The sequence below is a fragment of the Vibrio profundum genome, assembly GCF_050337555.1.
In the GTDB taxonomy this organism is placed as follows: domain Bacteria; phylum Pseudomonadota; class Gammaproteobacteria; order Enterobacterales; family Vibrionaceae; genus Vibrio; species Vibrio profundum.
Genome location: NZ_JAKJTA010000007.1, coordinates 254,477 through 270,233 on the forward strand (window position 1 = coordinate 254,477; position 15,757 = coordinate 270,233).

General features: G+C 46.3%; 13 protein-coding genes and 2 tRNA genes. 2 read left to right on the top strand and 13 right to left on the bottom strand.

Going from position 1 to position 15,757, the window contains the following annotated elements:
- Window positions 1-25: 25 nt before the first annotated feature.
- From rimM to ffh, 3 genes are all read right to left on the bottom strand, one after another.
- On the bottom strand, window positions 26-580 hold the full coding sequence (gene rimM, locus L4C34_RS08690) for a ribosome maturation factor RimM (RefSeq protein WP_428788945.1): 555 nt from the start codon (window positions 578-580) through the stop codon (window positions 26-28).
- A gap of 29 nt (window positions 581-609) precedes the next feature.
- Window positions 610-858, bottom strand: a complete 249-nt coding sequence (rpsP, locus tag L4C34_RS08695) for a 30S ribosomal protein S16 (protein ID WP_096995628.1) — start codon at window positions 856-858, stop codon at window positions 610-612.
- Window positions 859-1,067: 209 nt separating this feature from the next.
- The gene (gene ffh / locus L4C34_RS08700) at window positions 1,068-2,444 is read right to left on the bottom strand and encodes a signal recognition particle protein (RefSeq protein WP_428788946.1); all 1,377 of its coding nucleotides are present in this window, start codon (window positions 2,442-2,444) and stop codon (window positions 1,068-1,070) included.
- 184 nt (window positions 2,445-2,628) lie between these two features.
- On the opposite strand from ffh, the gene L4C34_RS08705 reads away from it, so the two are divergent.
- Together L4C34_RS08705 and L4C34_RS08710 are read left to right on the top strand one after the other, a co-directional pair.
- Window positions 2,629-3,423, top strand: coding sequence for a cytochrome C assembly family protein (locus L4C34_RS08705; RefSeq protein ID WP_428788947.1), 795 nt, complete (start codon window positions 2,629-2,631; stop codon window positions 3,421-3,423).
- Between the two features lie 118 nt (window positions 3,424-3,541).
- Window positions 3,542-4,807, top strand: coding sequence for an HlyC/CorC family transporter (locus tag L4C34_RS08710; RefSeq protein ID WP_428788948.1), 1,266 nt, complete (start codon window positions 3,542-3,544; stop codon window positions 4,805-4,807).
- A gap of 92 nt (window positions 4,808-4,899) precedes the next feature.
- On the opposite strand, the gene L4C34_RS08715 is transcribed toward L4C34_RS08710, so the two are convergent.
- The 10 genes from L4C34_RS08715 to L4C34_RS08760 all read right to left on the bottom strand — a co-directional run bounded on the left by L4C34_RS08715 (window position 4,900) and on the right by L4C34_RS08760 (window position 15,756).
- Window positions 4,900-5,517 (bottom strand): transglycosylase SLT domain-containing protein, encoded by a 618-nt coding sequence (locus L4C34_RS08715; protein WP_428788949.1) that lies wholly within the window; start codon window positions 5,515-5,517, stop codon window positions 4,900-4,902.
- Window positions 5,518-5,532: 15 nt separating this feature from the next.
- Window positions 5,533-7,098 carry a glutamate--cysteine ligase gene (gene gshA, locus L4C34_RS08720; RefSeq protein ID WP_428788950.1) on the bottom strand — a complete coding sequence of 522 codons (1,566 nt, stop codon included), beginning with the start codon at window positions 7,096-7,098 and terminating at the stop codon, window positions 5,533-5,535.
- A gap of 248 nt (window positions 7,099-7,346) precedes the next feature.
- The gene (locus L4C34_RS08725; protein WP_428788951.1) at window positions 7,347-10,202 is read right to left on the bottom strand and encodes a M16 family metallopeptidase; all 2,856 of its coding nucleotides are present in this window, start codon (window positions 10,200-10,202) and stop codon (window positions 7,347-7,349) included.
- A gap of 3 nt (window positions 10,203-10,205) precedes the next feature.
- The gene (locus L4C34_RS08730; protein WP_428788952.1) at window positions 10,206-10,673 is read right to left on the bottom strand and encodes a YqaA family protein; all 468 of its coding nucleotides are present in this window, start codon (window positions 10,671-10,673) and stop codon (window positions 10,206-10,208) included.
- Entirely contained in the window at window positions 10,667-11,617 is a 951-nt protein-coding gene (locus L4C34_RS08735; RefSeq protein WP_428788953.1) for an NADP-dependent oxidoreductase, read from the bottom strand. The genes L4C34_RS08730 and L4C34_RS08735 overlap by 7 nt, the downstream gene beginning before the upstream one ends.
- A gap of 237 nt (window positions 11,618-11,854) precedes the next feature.
- Complete coding sequence (locus L4C34_RS08740) at window positions 11,855-12,985, bottom strand: sodium ion-translocating decarboxylase subunit beta (RefSeq protein WP_428788954.1); 1,131 nt, start codon at window positions 12,983-12,985, stop codon at window positions 11,855-11,857.
- A gap of 1 nt (window position 12,986) precedes the next feature.
- Entirely contained in the window at window positions 12,987-14,831 is a 1,845-nt protein-coding gene (gene oadA / locus L4C34_RS08745; RefSeq protein ID WP_428788955.1) for a sodium-extruding oxaloacetate decarboxylase subunit alpha, read from the bottom strand.
- Between the two features lie 30 nt (window positions 14,832-14,861).
- Entirely contained in the window at window positions 14,862-15,116 is a 255-nt protein-coding gene (locus L4C34_RS08750; protein WP_428788956.1) for an OadG family protein, read from the bottom strand.
- A gap of 448 nt (window positions 15,117-15,564) precedes the next feature.
- Window positions 15,565-15,641 (bottom strand) — tRNA-Arg (locus L4C34_RS08755).
- A gap of 38 nt (window positions 15,642-15,679) precedes the next feature.
- Window positions 15,680-15,756 (bottom strand) — tRNA-Arg (locus L4C34_RS08760).
- Window position 15,757 lies beyond the last annotated feature (1 nt).

Here is a 15,757-nt window from a genome sequence, read left to right on the forward strand (position 1 = left end):
GTTCTCTCGCTCCGTGATTTGGAAATTAGAATCCAGGATCCCAGTCAACTTCGATCCGTTGAGCTTCGCGATCAACTGTCTTGATCACTTGCTCTTCAAGAAACGGGATTAACCGCTCCTTTTGTCCAAAAGCATCTTTAAGATTTGCTTTCACTACCAAAACATCGTTGGATCCAGTTTCTAGGATGTCGATAACAACCCCTAGATCGTAACCTTTTGTGGTCACCATCTGCATGCCAAACAATTCACGCCAGTAGAATTCTTCTTCTGACAATTCAGGCAACGAAGCTGGGTCAATAGCGATTTCAAAGTTAGTTAGAATATGGGCATCCTCACGAATATCCATGCCTTCTAGTTTAGCAACCATCCCTTTGTTATGGCGCTTCCAACTTTCTACTTTACACTCAACCCACTCACCCTTTTGTTTTATAAACCAAGGGCTATAATCAAAAATGCTTTCAGCATTGTCTGTGTAGGAAAAAACTTTAAGCCAGCCACGAATGCCATAGGTAGCACCAAACTTGCCCATAACAATCTTTTCGTTCTGTTCACTCATTGTTTCTTTACCTTTCATCGACATAAGCTAATTTCTTCTACGTTAAGTAAGAATTAAGCCGCTTTTTGAGCGTCTTTAACTAGCTTAGCTACGCGGTCAGATACAGATGCGCCTTGACCAACCCAGTGGTTAACGCGATCTAGGTCTAGACGTAGACCTTCTTCTTGACCAGTAGCAGTAGGGTTGAAGAAACCTACTTTCTCAATGAAACGGCCAGTTGCAGCGTTGCGGCTATCCGCTACTACGATTTGATAAAATGGACGCTTTTTAGCGCCGTGACGTGCCAAACGAATGGTTACCATGTCGTCCTCTTTGCTTTCTCAAAAATAAAATTAACCCCAGAAGCCACTTTAAAAACAGCTTGGGGTCTCGTGCCAAAATAAAGCCCCGGAATTTTACTCTTATTCCGAGGCAATGCAAGGTATTTAGCTACTTTTTAGCCGCCTACTTGATACTCATATACCACGCCGAGGCTAATGGAATGAAAAGTAACGTATATGGCGCTAATTACTTAGCGACCAAATGGGTTACCGCCCCCGCCCATTCCACCCATCATGCCCTGCATGTTGCGCATCATGTTACGCATGCCACCTTTCTGCATTTTCTTCATCATTTTTTGCATCTGGGTGAACTGCTTAAGTAACTTATTCACATCCTGAACTTGTGTGCCAGAACCGGTCGCAATACGCTTCTTACGTGAGCCTTTGATGATTTCAGGGCGCTTACGCTCTTTTAGCGTCATTGAATTAATGATGGCTTCCATCTGCTTGAATGACTTATCGTCCACGCTATCTTTAACATTATCTGGCAGCTTATTCATCCCAGGGAGCTTATCGAGCATCCCCATCATGCCGCCCATGTTTTGCATCTGACCGAGCTGCTCACGGAAGTCTTCTAGATCAAAGCCTTTCTTTTCTTTGAATTTCTTAGCAAGCTTATCGGCTTTATCCGCGTCCACATTGCGCTGAAGATCTTCAATCAGTGACAATACGTCACCCATGCCTAAGATACGTGAGGCAACGCGATCAGGGTGGAAAGCTTCAAGCGCATCGGTTTTCTCACCGACACCCAAGAATTTAATCGGCTTGCCCGTAATGTGACGAACTGACAGAGCAGCACCGCCACGCGCGTCACCATCGACTTTGGTTAGAACCACACCGGTCAATGGTAGAGCGTCGCCGAAAGCTTTCGCGGTATTCGCCGCATCTTGACCCGTCATCGCGTCAACGACAAATAGCGTTTCAACTGGCTCAATAGCCGAGTGCAGCTCTTGAATTTCCGCCATCATTTCATGGTCAACCGCTAAGCGACCGGCAGTATCGACAACTAAGACATCGTAAAATTGCTTTTTCGCATGGTCAATCGCAGCATTAGCGATATCAAGAGGCTTTTGATCCGCGCTAGATGGGAAGAAATCAACACTAACTTCACTCGACAGGGTTTCAAGCTGTTTGATCGCCGCTGGGCGGTAAACATCAGCAGAAACGACCAAGACTTTCTTTTTATCACGCTCGGTAAGCAATTTAGAAAGCTTTGCGACACTGGTGGTTTTACCAGCACCTTGTAAACCCGCCATTAAAATAACAGCAGGAGGCTGAGCGGCAAGATTCAACTCTTCGTTAGACTCACCCATGACCGCTTCAAGCTCAGCTTGAACGATCTTGATAAATTCTTGCCCTGGAGTCAGCGACTTTGAAACTTCGGTGCCTACCGCTCTTTCTTTAACGCGTTTAATAAAATCACGTATAACAGGCAAAGCCACGTCCGCCTCAAGGAGGGCCATACGGACTTCACGTAGGGTTTCTTTGATATTATCTTCGGTCAGTCGACCTTTACCGCTGATGTTCTTCAGCGTGCTGGATAATCGATCCGTTAAATTCTCAAACATAAGTTCTCTTCGCGATGTAGGCGACAAATTAACATCAGTATACCTTAGCCGCGCAAGGAGTCATATACCCTTATCAGCGCCCCTATTCCAACATATCTTAGATGCAGATCGTGATAGAACGTAGCTCAGTTGGTTGATAAAGGGTATAATTCTTGGCCAACACCATTCAGTTAATATGAGAACAATGGACGATTTTATCGCTGTCGCGGCAGCTGCACTCTATGTTTTGGCCATCATGGCCATTGTGCCTGGACTTGTGCACCAAACCGGCATTCGAACTCGCGCCGTGTTTCTTAGCGCCAGTGCCGCGTTAGTTTTCCATGCCTGGCTACTTAGCGACCTCATTTTTGATACCACAGGTCAAAACCTAAGTATGTTGAATGTAGCGTCTCTGATTAGCTTCATTATTGCGGTCGTGATGAGTATCGCGATGTGGCGAACTAAGTTGTGGTTTTTACTGCCTGTCGTATATAGCTTTTCTGCGATAAATTTATCCGCAGCAGCCTTCGTACCAAGTGTGTTTATGACGCATTTACAGCACGATCCACAATTACTGATCCACATCACTTTTGCATTATTCTCTTACTCCACTCTTACCATCGGGGCGTTATACGCGCTACAACTGGCGTGGCTAGATTATAAGTTGAAAGCCAAGAAGGGCTTATCCATCAACCCGAACATCCCGCCGCTACTCATGGTTGAGCGGCAACTATTCAAAATAATTTTAATTGGTAATGTCCTATTAACAGGTACCTTATTAACGGGCTTTTTCTTCATTCAAGATATGTTTGCGGAAGGAAAAGCGCACAAAGGCATCTTGTCGTTTGTCGCTTGGATCGTTTATTCCATCTTGCTTTGGGGTCACTACCAGAAAGGGTGGCGCGGCCGCAAGGTCACATGGTTTGCGGTTGCTGGCGCAACGCTATTAACATTGGCCTATTTTGGTAGCCGCTTTGTAAAAGAAATCATCCTTACCTAATCTTGTGAGAAGACAAACCATAATTTGATTGTATCGCTATCGTGATCATGATTAGAATCAGGAAGTTGAAAACCATTTTTTATACTTCAAGCCAAACACAACAAGGAAATCTTTAGCTTTGGAAGACATCTCAACGGGTATCTTATTTGCGCTACTCGCGTGTTTTATCGTCATTTCCGCTTACTTCTCCGGTACAGAAACAGGCATGATGTCTCTGAACCGCTACCGACTTAAGCACCTCGCGAACAGTGGTCACAAGGGTGCTAAGCGGGTCGAGAAACTTCTCAGCCGCCCAGATCGCCTCATCGGTCTTATCTTAATTGGCAACAACCTAGTCAACATCTTAGCGTCTGCGCTAGCAACGATATTAGGTATGCGGTTGTATGGGGATGTAGGCGTCGCTATCGCGACAGGCTTGCTCACCTTACTGGTGCTGGTATTCGCCGAAGTCACACCAAAGACTTTAGCCGCGCTCTACCCTGAACGAGTTTCCTACGCCAGTAGCATCTTATTAATCGTGTTAATGAAATTGCTCTCCCCTATCGTGATAATGATCAACCTCATCACCAACAGTTTTATTCGTTTACTGGGTGTGAAGGCCAAGCACGGTGGCAGCGATAACTTGAACTCGGAAGAATTACGAACTGTGGTTAACGAAGCTGGTGGCCTGATCCCACAGCGTCACCAAGATATGCTAATTTCAATTTTAGATCTTGAGCACGTTACTGTGAATGACATCATGGTGCCCCGTAATGAGATCACAGGAATCGACATCAACGACGATTGGAAGTCCATTGTTCGCCAACTTACTCACTCGCCACACGGCCGTATTGTCTTATACCGAGATCAAATTGACGAGGTGGTCGGCATGCTGAGACTGCGTGAGGCGTACCGCCTGATGCTAGAGAAAAACGAGTTCAACAAAGAGACGTTGCTGCGCGCCGCTGATGAAGTGTATTTCATCCCAGAAAGCACACCGCTCAACGTACAACTGCTCAAGTTTCAGCGCAAGAAAGAACGAATTGGCCTCATTGTAGACGAGTATGGCGACATTAATGGGTTAGTCACATTAGAAGACATTTTGGAAGAAATTGTCGGCGAATTTACCACGTCCATTGCGCCAAGCCTGTCAGATGAAATTACCCCACAAGGTGATGGCAGTTTCCTAATTGAAGGCAGCGCAAACATTCGTGACATCAACAAAGGCTTAAAATGGAAGCTCCCAACGGATGGACCAAGAACGCTGAATGGTTTGATTTTAGAACATCTAGAAGATATACCCGAAAGCTTTGTCAGTTTGATGGTCGCAGAGCACAAAATGGAAATCGTCGATTTAGAAGAGAACCGAATCAAGCTGGTCAAGGTCTACCCTGCTGCTAAATAGCAGAACCGCTTTCTCAGAAAGATTTATCTAACCTCGGCTAAAAACGAATCAAGGCTTGCTACAGCAAGCCTTGATTGTAAATATCACCAAGACTAAAAAAACCAACTATCCAAACGACGTCGTTCTAACTCCGGACGGCAGTGGTGCAATTGAGCTTGATAGCGCTTCGCATCATGTTCAACATGTTGGGCTACTTTCAGTAACCACGGATGGGACAAATAAGATTTACGCTTAAAGCCGCCATAACCTTGATGGTACGCCAAATACTGATGATAAGTGTCGCTAAAGGGAACGTGGAGATTTCGGTTGGTTTTGTTGGTATACCAACCAATAAACATCAAAGCATCATGGAAATCAGTTCGAGAGCCACCGTTATCTGTTGCTTCTAAAAACTCATCCCAAATCGGGTCTTGCGCCTGTGCATAACCATAAGCCGTACTGACTCTCCCCCAAGGAATGAACCCCAACACATAATGTTTCGGCGGCTTAGCGTCGTAGCGGAAGTGGCTTTCTTGTTCAATGAACGCCATCGCAAGGCTAATGGGGGTTCCCCACTCTTTATGCATTTTCACCGCATTGTCGTACCAACTTGGGTACTGCTCAAAAATAGAACACACATTGTTTTGGTCAGTCGGGGGAGCTGTTGCACACCCCGCAGCCAGCGCAACGCAGCCCAATAAGGCTGCGCGCTTCACCATCTTGGCGATCATTATTATCTAACACCATCATTTTAAATAAGTGAAATAGTCAGATAAAAACTCATCAAAAGTCATCTCGTCAGCACGCTCAATCGCTTGCTGAGCCTCTATCGACCGCAATACTTCCTTTTCCATAAGCGGCGCTGAATATGTCTCATATTGATGAGATAGGCGTTGGGTGTGATATTCTGAGCCAAGTTCACAACCCACTTCGCCCATACCACCTAATTGCTTGGTCAATGCGAGCAGCTGACCTGATATTGTCAGTTCTGGATTATCAATCCACTGTCGCAGCTTATTGCACAAGTCGTAGTAATCGCTGCCACCGACTTGCTCATCCATCGCCAATGCAATGTCAGCTAAATCATCAAATACTCGATGTGCCCACGATTGTAAGCTCAACCTTTCGCCTTCACAGCCGATTTGTAATTCCAAACCCGGCTTGCGCCCTGCCACGACCACTTTGTTCCAGTTGTCGCGCCAGCATTCCATTTCACAATTATCCATGGAATCAGACTCACTAAGTAAGCACCAAGTTAAAAATAGGTCGAGAAATCTCACTTGGTCTTCGGTGATACCGATTGGGCTAAATGGATTCACATCTAGGGAGCGGACTTCGATGTACTCAACACCTCCGCGAGCTAGTGCTTCTGAAGGTTTCTCACCTCGTTCAGCAACGCGCTTAGGTCGAATAGGCGCATACAGCTCATTCTCAATTTGGAGAATATTGCTGTTCAGCTGACGATATTCATCATCCACTTTCACCCCAATATTGGCAAATTCCTCAGACGGTGCGCGAATAGCTTTATTAAGCCCTTCTAGATACTGCTCAATACTGTTGAAGCCAATCTCTAGGGAGCTTTGTGCATTATTGGTGTAGCCCAAGTCACTCAAGCGCAGCGAAGTTGCTTCAGGTAAATAGTATGTACCATCAATATTTTCAAACGGTAATTTAGACTCGCTTTGCTTGATAAAAGATGAACAAATGGCAGGAGAAGCACCGAAAAAGTATGGGATTAACCAACCAAAGCGATAGTAGTTACGAATCACGCCAAAATACGCCGACGATTTCGACGCTTGTCGCTCTTGCTCAGTTTGTTGGCCAAACAAGGTATCCCACATTTCATCTGGGAAAGAAAAGTTGAAATGCACCCCAGAAATAACTTGCATCAAACTGCCATAGCGACGTTTCAACCCTTCACGGTACAAGGTTTTCATCTTGCCATTATTGGATGAACCATATTGAGCCAGAGCAATATCGTCTTCGTTATTGACGTAGCAAGGCATAGACAATGGCCAAAGCTTATCGCTGCCTAGCTTAGTCTGCGTGAAGTGATGAATATCCTTCAACTGAGACATTAAAGTTGGAATATCACGGGAGACTGGGGTGATAAATTCGAGCAAAGATTCAGAAAAATCGGTAGTGATCCACTGATTGGTTAGCGCCGAGCCCAGCCCTTGTGGGTGGGGAGTGGACGATAACTGCCCTTGATCGTGATAGCGCAGCGTTTCTCGCTCCACCCCGCGACCAAGTAATTTAAACAGATTTGGTTGGCTTGCAACTAACTGAAGTCGCGCAGAAAAGTCAGTCAAAATATATTCACTTATATCTAAGGCCCACCACGTATGCGTCGGGGGCGAACTCAAAAAAGACAAACACAGACTAAAGTGATGGAATTTATGCACGCTTTCAACACTTGCTCTCGCGCTGATGGTAGAAAATCATGAGCAAGTCACGAATTCGTCGCATATAAATCAGTAGTCAGTCATTAGGATTATACCGAAGTAACGTCAATGTTGCTCTGGCATACTTGCGGTTCATAACCTAGTTTATGTGTACTCTAATGGATGATTTCAAGCTCTTCCAACGGAATCGACAATTTTTCCAACTGTGGCCGTAAAGTTTTCGCATCACCTACCACGATAATTTGATATTCAGAAGGGCTAAACCACTTGCGGGCAATCGCATTTAACGTTTGCTTCGACACTGAAGCAACAATCTCACTACGCTGCTGCAAGTAGTCATCATCGAGGCTGAAGGTCAAAATACTTCCTAGCAAATTCGCCTTCTGTGCTGACGTCTCATAACTTAAAGCATCCTGTTGCCCTACGGCTAAGCGCATAAACCTAACCTCTTCGTCGGAAACCCCCTCTTGGCTAAAACGCTGCATTTCAGCTTGGATTTCTCGAATGGTTTCCGCTGTGGCTTCCTTACGAACTTGAGCAGAGAAAATCAACGCTCCGATTTCTCGGTTGGCACTAATATAGCCATTAGCCCCATAAGTAAAACCTTTATCTTCTCTCAAGTTTTGATTCATCCGACTGTTGAAATTACCCGCAAGGTTGAAATTAGCAAGCTGGGTTAAAAACACTTCCCCTGTGGCATCAAACGGCAACCCTTGCCTAACAAAGCGGACAATGGCTTGCGGCGCGTTAGGCTTGTCCACTAAATACAAAGTTTGCTTGGTAAGCAAGGGAGTGACTTGTGGCTGCGTGAGTTTGGGCACCTTTCCTTGCCATTGTGCAATAAAAGCCAGCTTGTCTAAGATACTGTCTTTGGTGACATCTCCCACCACCACGACTTGCGCTCCATGCGGCGTGTAATATCTATCATAGAAAGCTTTAATATCGGACAAGGAAAGCCCTGTAATCGTCGATGCCGTACCATCACTAGGCTGAGCGAACACCGTTTCGGAGAACAGCACTTGCTTGGTTGCTTGTTTAGCAAGCCAAGTAGGCGATTGATATTGATAATGCAAAGATTCTAATAGCTGTTGTTTGGAGCGCTCAAAGTCTGACGATTTAAACGCAGGCCCAAATAGCATCTCTTTCACAATCGCTAATGTTGGATCTAAGTTTTTCGTCAAGCTTGTCACTATAATCGAGGTCGTATAATTACCGGCCACGATATGCACATCACTCCCAAGCGAGTCTAGCTGGGCTTGTAACTGTTCAGAAGTATGCTGAGTGGTTCCGTCTTGCAATACGCTGGCTGTTAGAGCAGCAATCCCAATTTTCCCCTCAGGCGCTTGTCTCTCCCCTGCTGGCAATTTGATTTCCAACGCAACGATGGGCATTTCCATCGACTTCGTCCCTAATAGCTCTGCGCCATTGTCAAAGCTATGCCGATACAAGCTCGGCACTTGAGCTTCTACGCTCCCAGATGCCAAAGGAACGGTGGAACGATCGAAGTTATCTACCGGACGATGCAGAGCGAGCGGCGCTTTGTTTTCTGTAGGTTCTGTGGGGATTTTTCGAGCAGGCAAAGTGTAATTACTCGCCTGTACCGCAAGATTGATTTTTCCTGTCGGCACGACACTTAGCACAACATTATGCTGCCCTTGCAAATAACGCTGGTAGGCACGCATCACAGATGCTGGGGTCACAGAGCGAATCGCTTTCAAACGCATGGCAATACGATCAGGCTGATTGTAAAACGTCTGGTTATAAGCTAACTGGGCGACCTTACCATGCACGCTCTGTAGCTTATAGACAGCGCCTGCCTCAGCACTAGATGAGATTTGCTCTAACCTAGCTTCTGTCACGCCCTGCTGCCCAAACGAATTCAGCGCAGACTTTAACTGATGGTATAGCGATTTTAGCTGCTCACCTTCCCCCGACGAAGCCATCGCATAAACATAAAAAGTACACGCCAATTCCCCACAATCTTGAAAGGCACCCGCGTCCACCGCTTGCTGAGTTTTGACGAGTCGCTGATACAACACGCTATTAGCACCACTGCCGAACACCTTCGCCAGAGTATCTAGGTTATTTTGAGATTTAGCGCCTAAATACTCAGTTGGCCATCCAATCACGACCATGGGCTGTTGGATGGCATCTTGTAATGTGATGTATCGAGTCTGTGCTAAATCCACAAGTTGTTTGTTGGCTAATGCCACCTCTGGCCCTGCAGGAATCGAAGCAAAATACTTGTTCACCCACTTCAAGGTTTGCGCGACATTAATGTCTCCCCCTATCGTGAGTACTGCATTATTGGGCCCATACCAACGTAAGAAAAAGGCTTTGAGGTCGGAGACATCCACCCTATCCAAATCCTCAACATAGCCTATCGGTTGCCAAGAATAGGGATGATCTGGCGGGTAGAGAGCCTGAGCCATCGTTTCCCACATCAGTCCATAAGGACGATTTTCGTAATTTTGTGCCCGCTCGTTTTTCACTGTGTCACGTTGAATTTCAAACTTTTTCTGTGATACCGCCCCAAGCAAAAAGCCCATACGATCTGACTCTAGCCATAATACTTTCTCCAATTGGTTAGATGGGACAGAGGCAAAATAGTTGGTACGATCGCGGTTGGTACTACCATTTAGAGTTCCCCCCGCTTCCGTGATCATTTTGAAGTGTTGTTGATCCGCGACATGCTCTGAGCCTTGAAACATCATATGTTCAAAAAAGTGAGCAAAGCCTGATTTACCAACTTGCTCACGCGCGGATCCCACATGATATGTCACGTCGATATGCACTAAAGGATCAGAATGATCTGGCGAAAGAATGACAGTTAAACCGTTACTTAATACATATTTGGAGTAAGGGATTATAGTTTCGCCCGGCTGTGCGGGCGCACTTTCGAGTAGAGTAACACCTTGAGGTAACGTGGAAAAAAACGGAAGATAGCTAAAGTCACCTCTAGAACAGCCTAGTAGTAAAAGTAACCCTACCCCACAGACCGCTTTCTTCATCAGTTATCCTTTCGCAACCCCGTAAAAAATAGCGGCTAGCAGCGCATATCGAAGCGCCTTACCAATGAAAATAAAGGCAGTACTCGCCAAAAATTTCATCCGTAACCAACCAGCGGCTAAGCATAGCGGATCACCGATCACGGGTAGCCAGCTGAACAATAAGATCCAATAACCACACTTTTCAACCCAGCGGAGTGCTCGGTTGGCATGTTTTTCCTGTTGCATACGATTGGGTAACCACAAGCCAATACCATAGTTGGTGAGGCCACCTAAGGTATTACCCACCGTCGCCACTAGCACCACATTGACGACCGGATATTGATGAAGTTCTAATGTGGCGAGAAGTGTCGCTTCAGAGCCACCGGGTAACAAAGTGGCACTGAGAAAGCTAGTAATGAATAGTACCCAAAGTGCGGAGTCGGAGAACCATAAAGCGATGGAGTGAAAGGCGGCGTTAAACGCGTCTAGCATGTCATATCAAGTAATACCTTGCCTCTAGTGTGCCCTGTTTCAACCTGTTGATGCGCTTTAACCACATCTGTCATCGGAAACACCTTTTGAATTTCTGTTTTTAATAGCCCGACACCGACCATATACAGCATAGTATCGAGCTGCTCAGGGTTTGGTTCCACCAGCATACCGGCAGCAGTGAAGCCCAGCATGCTCGCTTTTTCACAAATCAGTTTAGCCGAGTTCGTCGGTACACTAACGACTCTCGCGTTATCATTCAAGCATTTAAGCGCATCGAGCGCGGTATCACCGCCAACCAAATCAATCAATACATCCACGCCTTCTACGCGCTCAGAAACAGACGCAAAATTATAGTTGATCGCATGAGCGCCAAGCGTCGCCATATAATCTAAATTCGCTTCACTGCAAGTGGTGTATACTTCTGCTTTCGCGGCTACGGCGATTTGCACCGCAAGGTGGCCAACACCTCCAGCGCCCGCCAGAATCAACACTCTATCGCCTTCGACAACTTTCGCTTTGTCCAGCGCCTGCACGGCCGTTTGTCCCGCTAGAGGCAATACAGCAGCCGCTTCCAATGTCACTGAATCTGGCACCAAATTTAACTCACTCTCGGCCAAAGAAATATATTGGCTATATCCTCCCGCGCGCAGTGGAAATCCTACTAAACCCACGACATTGTCGCCCACTTTTAGTTTGCGACAACCTTCAGTCACCTCAACAATTTGTCCAGAGACATCATAGCCCGGTACCCAAGGGAGTTTCTCTTTGTTCTTTTCCGCCGCCCAGCCAAGGCCAGCGCGTGTTTTTACATCAATAGGATTCACACCTGAGAACGCCACTTTCACCAGTACTTCTCCCGGTTTGGGTTGTGGCACTGGCGATGACTGTACTGCCAACACATCCGGCTCACCAAACTGAGTGATCACAATTTGCTTGTTTTCCATTGCTGTATTCCCTACTGGCTTAGATACAAAGAGACGCAAAAGCATCCCTTTGAATATATAACATTTCTTGTAAACAAGTGAATTTTTTGTCCCGAAACCTACACTTAAAAGGGCTGAAATGACCCTCGTAAAACGCAACTAACTTATACCCATAGCAGTCAAAAGTTTGATATAGGCCTTTAAGTTAACTTGGGGCTTCGCCTTCTAGCGATTGATTCATACTAAAAATAGGGGTAATTATCCAACTAACGCCAGTAATACTCCTGCTGCAACCGCTGAGCCAAGCACGCCAGCCACATTTGGTCCCATCGCGTGCATTAATAAAAAATTTTGTGGATTTGCGTCTAACCCCACTTTATTCACCACACGAGCCGCCATGGGCACCGCCGACACACCGGCGGCCCCAATCAAAGGGTTAATATCTTCGCGACACACACGGTTGAGCAGTTTGGCCATCAATAGGCCAGCCGCCGTTCCAATACTGAACGCAATTGCGCCGAGCGCTAAAATACCAAGCGTTTCTAAGTTCAAGAACTTGTCAGATTGGAGCTTAGAGCCCACCCCTAAGCCCAAGAAGATTGTCACGATATTGATCAATTCGTTTTGCGCTGTTTTCGATAACCTTTCCACCACTCCAGCTTCGCGCATTAGATTACCCAAGCAAAACATCCCAACTAACGGCGTGGCAGACGGCAGCAATAAGATTGCCATTGCCAACACTAATAAGGGAAAAATAATCTTCTCGGCTTTGTGCACATCTCGAAGCTGCGCCATTTTGATTTTCCGCTCTTGCGGTGAAGTCAGCGCTTTCATTATCGGCGGTTGAATAATCGGCACCAATGCCATGTAGCTATATGCGGCGACAGCAATCGCCCCAAGTAGCTCAGGAGAAAGTTTACTCGCTAAAAAAATAGCGGTTGGCCCGTCTGCTCCACCTATAATCGCGATTGATGCCGCGTCTGCCAGCGAGAACTCAATGCCTGGGACATAATTTAAAAGAATTGCACCGAACAAGGTGGCAAAAATACCGAATTGTGCCGCCGCCCCCAACCATAAGGTTTTGGGATTCGCAATCAGGGCACCAAAGTCGGTTAGAGCCCCAACTCCCATGAAAATCAATAAGGGGAAAACTCCAGAAGCAATGCCTACTTCGTAGACATAAAACAACAAACCTCCTGGTTCAGTGAAGCCAGCATTGGGAATGTTGGCCAAAATACACCCAAAGCCAATAGGCAGCAGCAGCAAAGGCTCAAACCCTTTACGAATAGCTAAAGTGATTAGGGTTGCTCCTACCAACATCATAAAAAACTGCCCTAGCTGCATATTCGCCAGTCCAGTTTCGAGCCATAAGGTTGTCAAAGCATCCATGCTAAGACTCGATTCGCATCAGAGACATACCCAAGGACACCACATCACCTTCTTTAATTAAAACCTGCCTAACGACTCCTGCGTGCGCAGCGCGAACTTCGGTTTCCATCTTCATCGCCTCCAATACAACCAACACATCCCCCTCATCCACTAACTCCCCTTCGTTAGCCTTGATGGTAAAAATAGTCCCGGCTAAAGGGGCCACCACTTCTTGTAGTGAATTTACTTGAGAGGAAACCTCAATAGATGAAGATTGAGATTTGATTTGCGGAGCAATAGGTTGAATTTGTTCAGGCCGCTCATTGATCTCAGTCAGCTCCCCTTCAGGGCCCACTTCAACGGAAAACAGCTGCCCATCAACTCTAACGCTATAGCGTTGCACCATCAGATCGCTTTCCATTTCAGGCTCAGAATGCTGGGTAAGACTTGGTGCATTTTCAGAGGATTCGGCATTCGTATCCTCTGGCAATGGTTCAAAGGCGCTCACATCGCCACGATTTTTGAGAAATTTCAAACCAATCTGGGGAAAAAGTGCGTAGGTCAACACATCGTCAACGGGCGCATCCGCCAATTCGATACTCTGCTCCTCTGCCAATTGGTTTAACTCAGAGGTTAATGTGGCAAGCTCTTCGGGTATTCGATCAGCAGGACGGCATGTGACGGCAGCTTCACCCGCTAATACGCGTTGCTGCAAATCGGAATTCACCGGGGCTGGAGCTGCGCCGTATTCTCCCTTGAGTAAACCGATGGTTTCCTTGGTTAAGGTTTTGTAGCGATCGCCAGCAAGGACATTGAGCACAGCTTGAGTGCCAACAATTTGCGACGTGGGCGTGACCAAAGGAATAAACCCTAAGTCTTCACGCACTTTCGGAATTTCTTCTAGCACTTCATCTAGCCGGTCTTGCGCGCCTTGCTCTTTCAGCTGAGATTCCATATTAGTCAGCATACCGCCTGGGACTTGAGCAATTAGAATACGTGAATCGACACCCTTTAACTGACCTTCCCATTGAGCATATTTCTTACGCACAACGCGAAAATAACGAGCAATGGATTCGAGTCCATCCAATTCCAGTCCTGTATCTCGCTCGGTATCTTCTAGCATGGCGACGACCGTTTCCGTTGGCGTATGACCATAGGTGCAACTCATTGATGAAATCGCAGTATCCAAGATGTCTACCCCAGCTTCAACAGCCTTCAATGCCGTGGCGATAGAGAGCCCCGTCGTCGCATGGCAATGCAAAGCCAAAGGAATATCACAAGATTGTTTGATAGCTGAGACCAGCGACTCTGCTTCGTAAGGCTTGAGCAAGCCAGACATATCTTTGATACATAGCGAATGGCAGCCTAAGTCTTCCAACTGTTTGGCTAAATCAACCCAGCTCTGTTGGTTATGTACTGGGCTTGTTGTATACGACAGCGTGCCTTGAGCGTGCGCGCCGACATTAATCGCCGCACCAACTGCAGTGCGAAAATTACGAATATCGTTCATGGCGTCAAATATACGAAAGACATCCATACCACTTTGATGAGCTCGTTCAACGAACTTGCTCACCACGTCATCGGCATAATGCCGATAACCTAATAAGTTTTGCCCTCGCAGCAACATTTGCATCGGCGTTTTAGGCATCGCTTGTTTCAGAAGTCGTAATCGTTGCCAAGGATCTTCTCCCAAGTAACGAATACAAGCATCAAAAGTCGCCCCGCCCCATGTTTCTAATGACCAATAGCCAATATCATCTAACTCAGCGGCAATCGGTAACATATCTTCGACTCGCATCCTTGTCGCTAACAGCGATTGATGAGCGTCACGCAATACCACTTCGGTAATATGCAAGGGCTTAGACATGGCCAACAGCTCCTGTAATGAGTTGGGATATTAATTATCACTAGGCTGGCGGTAACGCTGAATGGCGACAGCAATTGCGGCGACCCGCTTACGCCGCAAAGAGGATGCCTGTTCGCTCCCTTCCACATGTGTCGTTGATGGCGCAAGAGGAGCCTGAGAGCGGCATAACAACTTCGACATCATAAGCACAAGCCACACCAAAAGACTCAAAAATACGAACACCGACAGCATGCCTGCCAACATGAGAGTCAATGCAGAGTGCAATAAGATGGTGATATCGGTCATCGGCACCTCTCAATCGCCAATACTAAACATGGTAGCCGCTAATCGGTCTAATCATTCAAGCAACACTCACCTAATGACAATAAGCCTAGTGACATAGGGTTTAGTGACATAGAGTGTAGTGAAATGTCACTTGAAACACTTACCGTGGTGGCAATTAACAATAAGTAATTAACAACAGGTTAGTTAGAAACAAGGTAATTAAATACAAAGCACTCAATGGGATAAGTAAAAATTAGTTGGCAAAGTAAGATTTTGTCAATGGCCTCAGATGGCAGTGCGCTAAACGCATCAGTATTATCGTGGGATCTTTAATTTTGATCACACTTCACTTGGGAGATCTACGAATAGAAGAATAGAAGAATAGAAGAATAGAAGAATAGAAACGATAAAATGAAATATAGCGATAGATAAAGAAAAACCCCGCTAAAAATAGCGGGGTTTTCAATGATGGCGCGCTCGGAAGGATTCGAACCTTCGACCGCCTGGTTCGTAGCCAGGTACTCTATCCAGCTGAGCTACGAGCGCGCAGGGTGTTAACTATAAATAGTTAACTTTTTAATAAGTGGCGCGTCCTGGAGGATTCGAACCTCCGACCGCCTGGTTCGTAGCCAGGTACTCTATCCAGCTGAGCTAAGGACGCA

Bases quoted from the DNA above. Each gene is read 5' to 3' on its own strand.
- L4C34_RS08730 (WP_428788952.1), bottom strand. From the start codon at position 10,673: ATGCTAGACGCGTTTAACGCCGCCTTTCACTCCATCGCTTTATGGTTC.
- rimM (WP_428788945.1), bottom strand. From the start codon at position 580: ATGTCGATGAAAGGTAAAGAAACAATGAGTGAACAGAACGAAAAGATT.
- L4C34_RS08705 (WP_428788947.1), top strand. From the start codon at position 2,629: ATGGACGATTTTATCGCTGTCGCGGCAGCTGCACTCTATGTTTTGGCC.
- L4C34_RS08735 (WP_428788953.1), bottom strand. From the start codon at position 11,617: ATGGAAAACAAGCAAATTGTGATCACTCAGTTTGGTGAGCCGGATGTG.
- oadA (WP_428788955.1), bottom strand. From the start codon at position 14,831: ATGTCTAAGCCCTTGCATATTACCGAAGTGGTATTGCGTGACGCTCAT.
- L4C34_RS08725 (WP_428788951.1), bottom strand. From the start codon at position 10,202: ATGAAGAAAGCGGTCTGTGGGGTAGGGTTACTTTTACTACTAGGCTGT.
- L4C34_RS08750 (WP_428788956.1), bottom strand. From the start codon at position 15,116: ATGACCGATATCACCATCTTATTGCACTCTGCATTGACTCTCATGTTG.
- L4C34_RS08715 (WP_428788949.1), bottom strand. From the start codon at position 5,517: ATGATCGCCAAGATGGTGAAGCGCGCAGCCTTATTGGGCTGCGTTGCG.
- ffh (WP_428788946.1), bottom strand. From the start codon at position 2,444: ATGTTTGAGAATTTAACGGATCGATTATCCAGCACGCTGAAGAACATC.
- rpsP (WP_096995628.1), bottom strand. From the start codon at position 858: ATGGTAACCATTCGTTTGGCACGTCACGGCGCTAAAAAGCGTCCATTT.
- L4C34_RS08740 (WP_428788954.1), bottom strand. From the start codon at position 12,985: ATGGATGCTTTGACAACCTTATGGCTCGAAACTGGACTGGCGAATATG.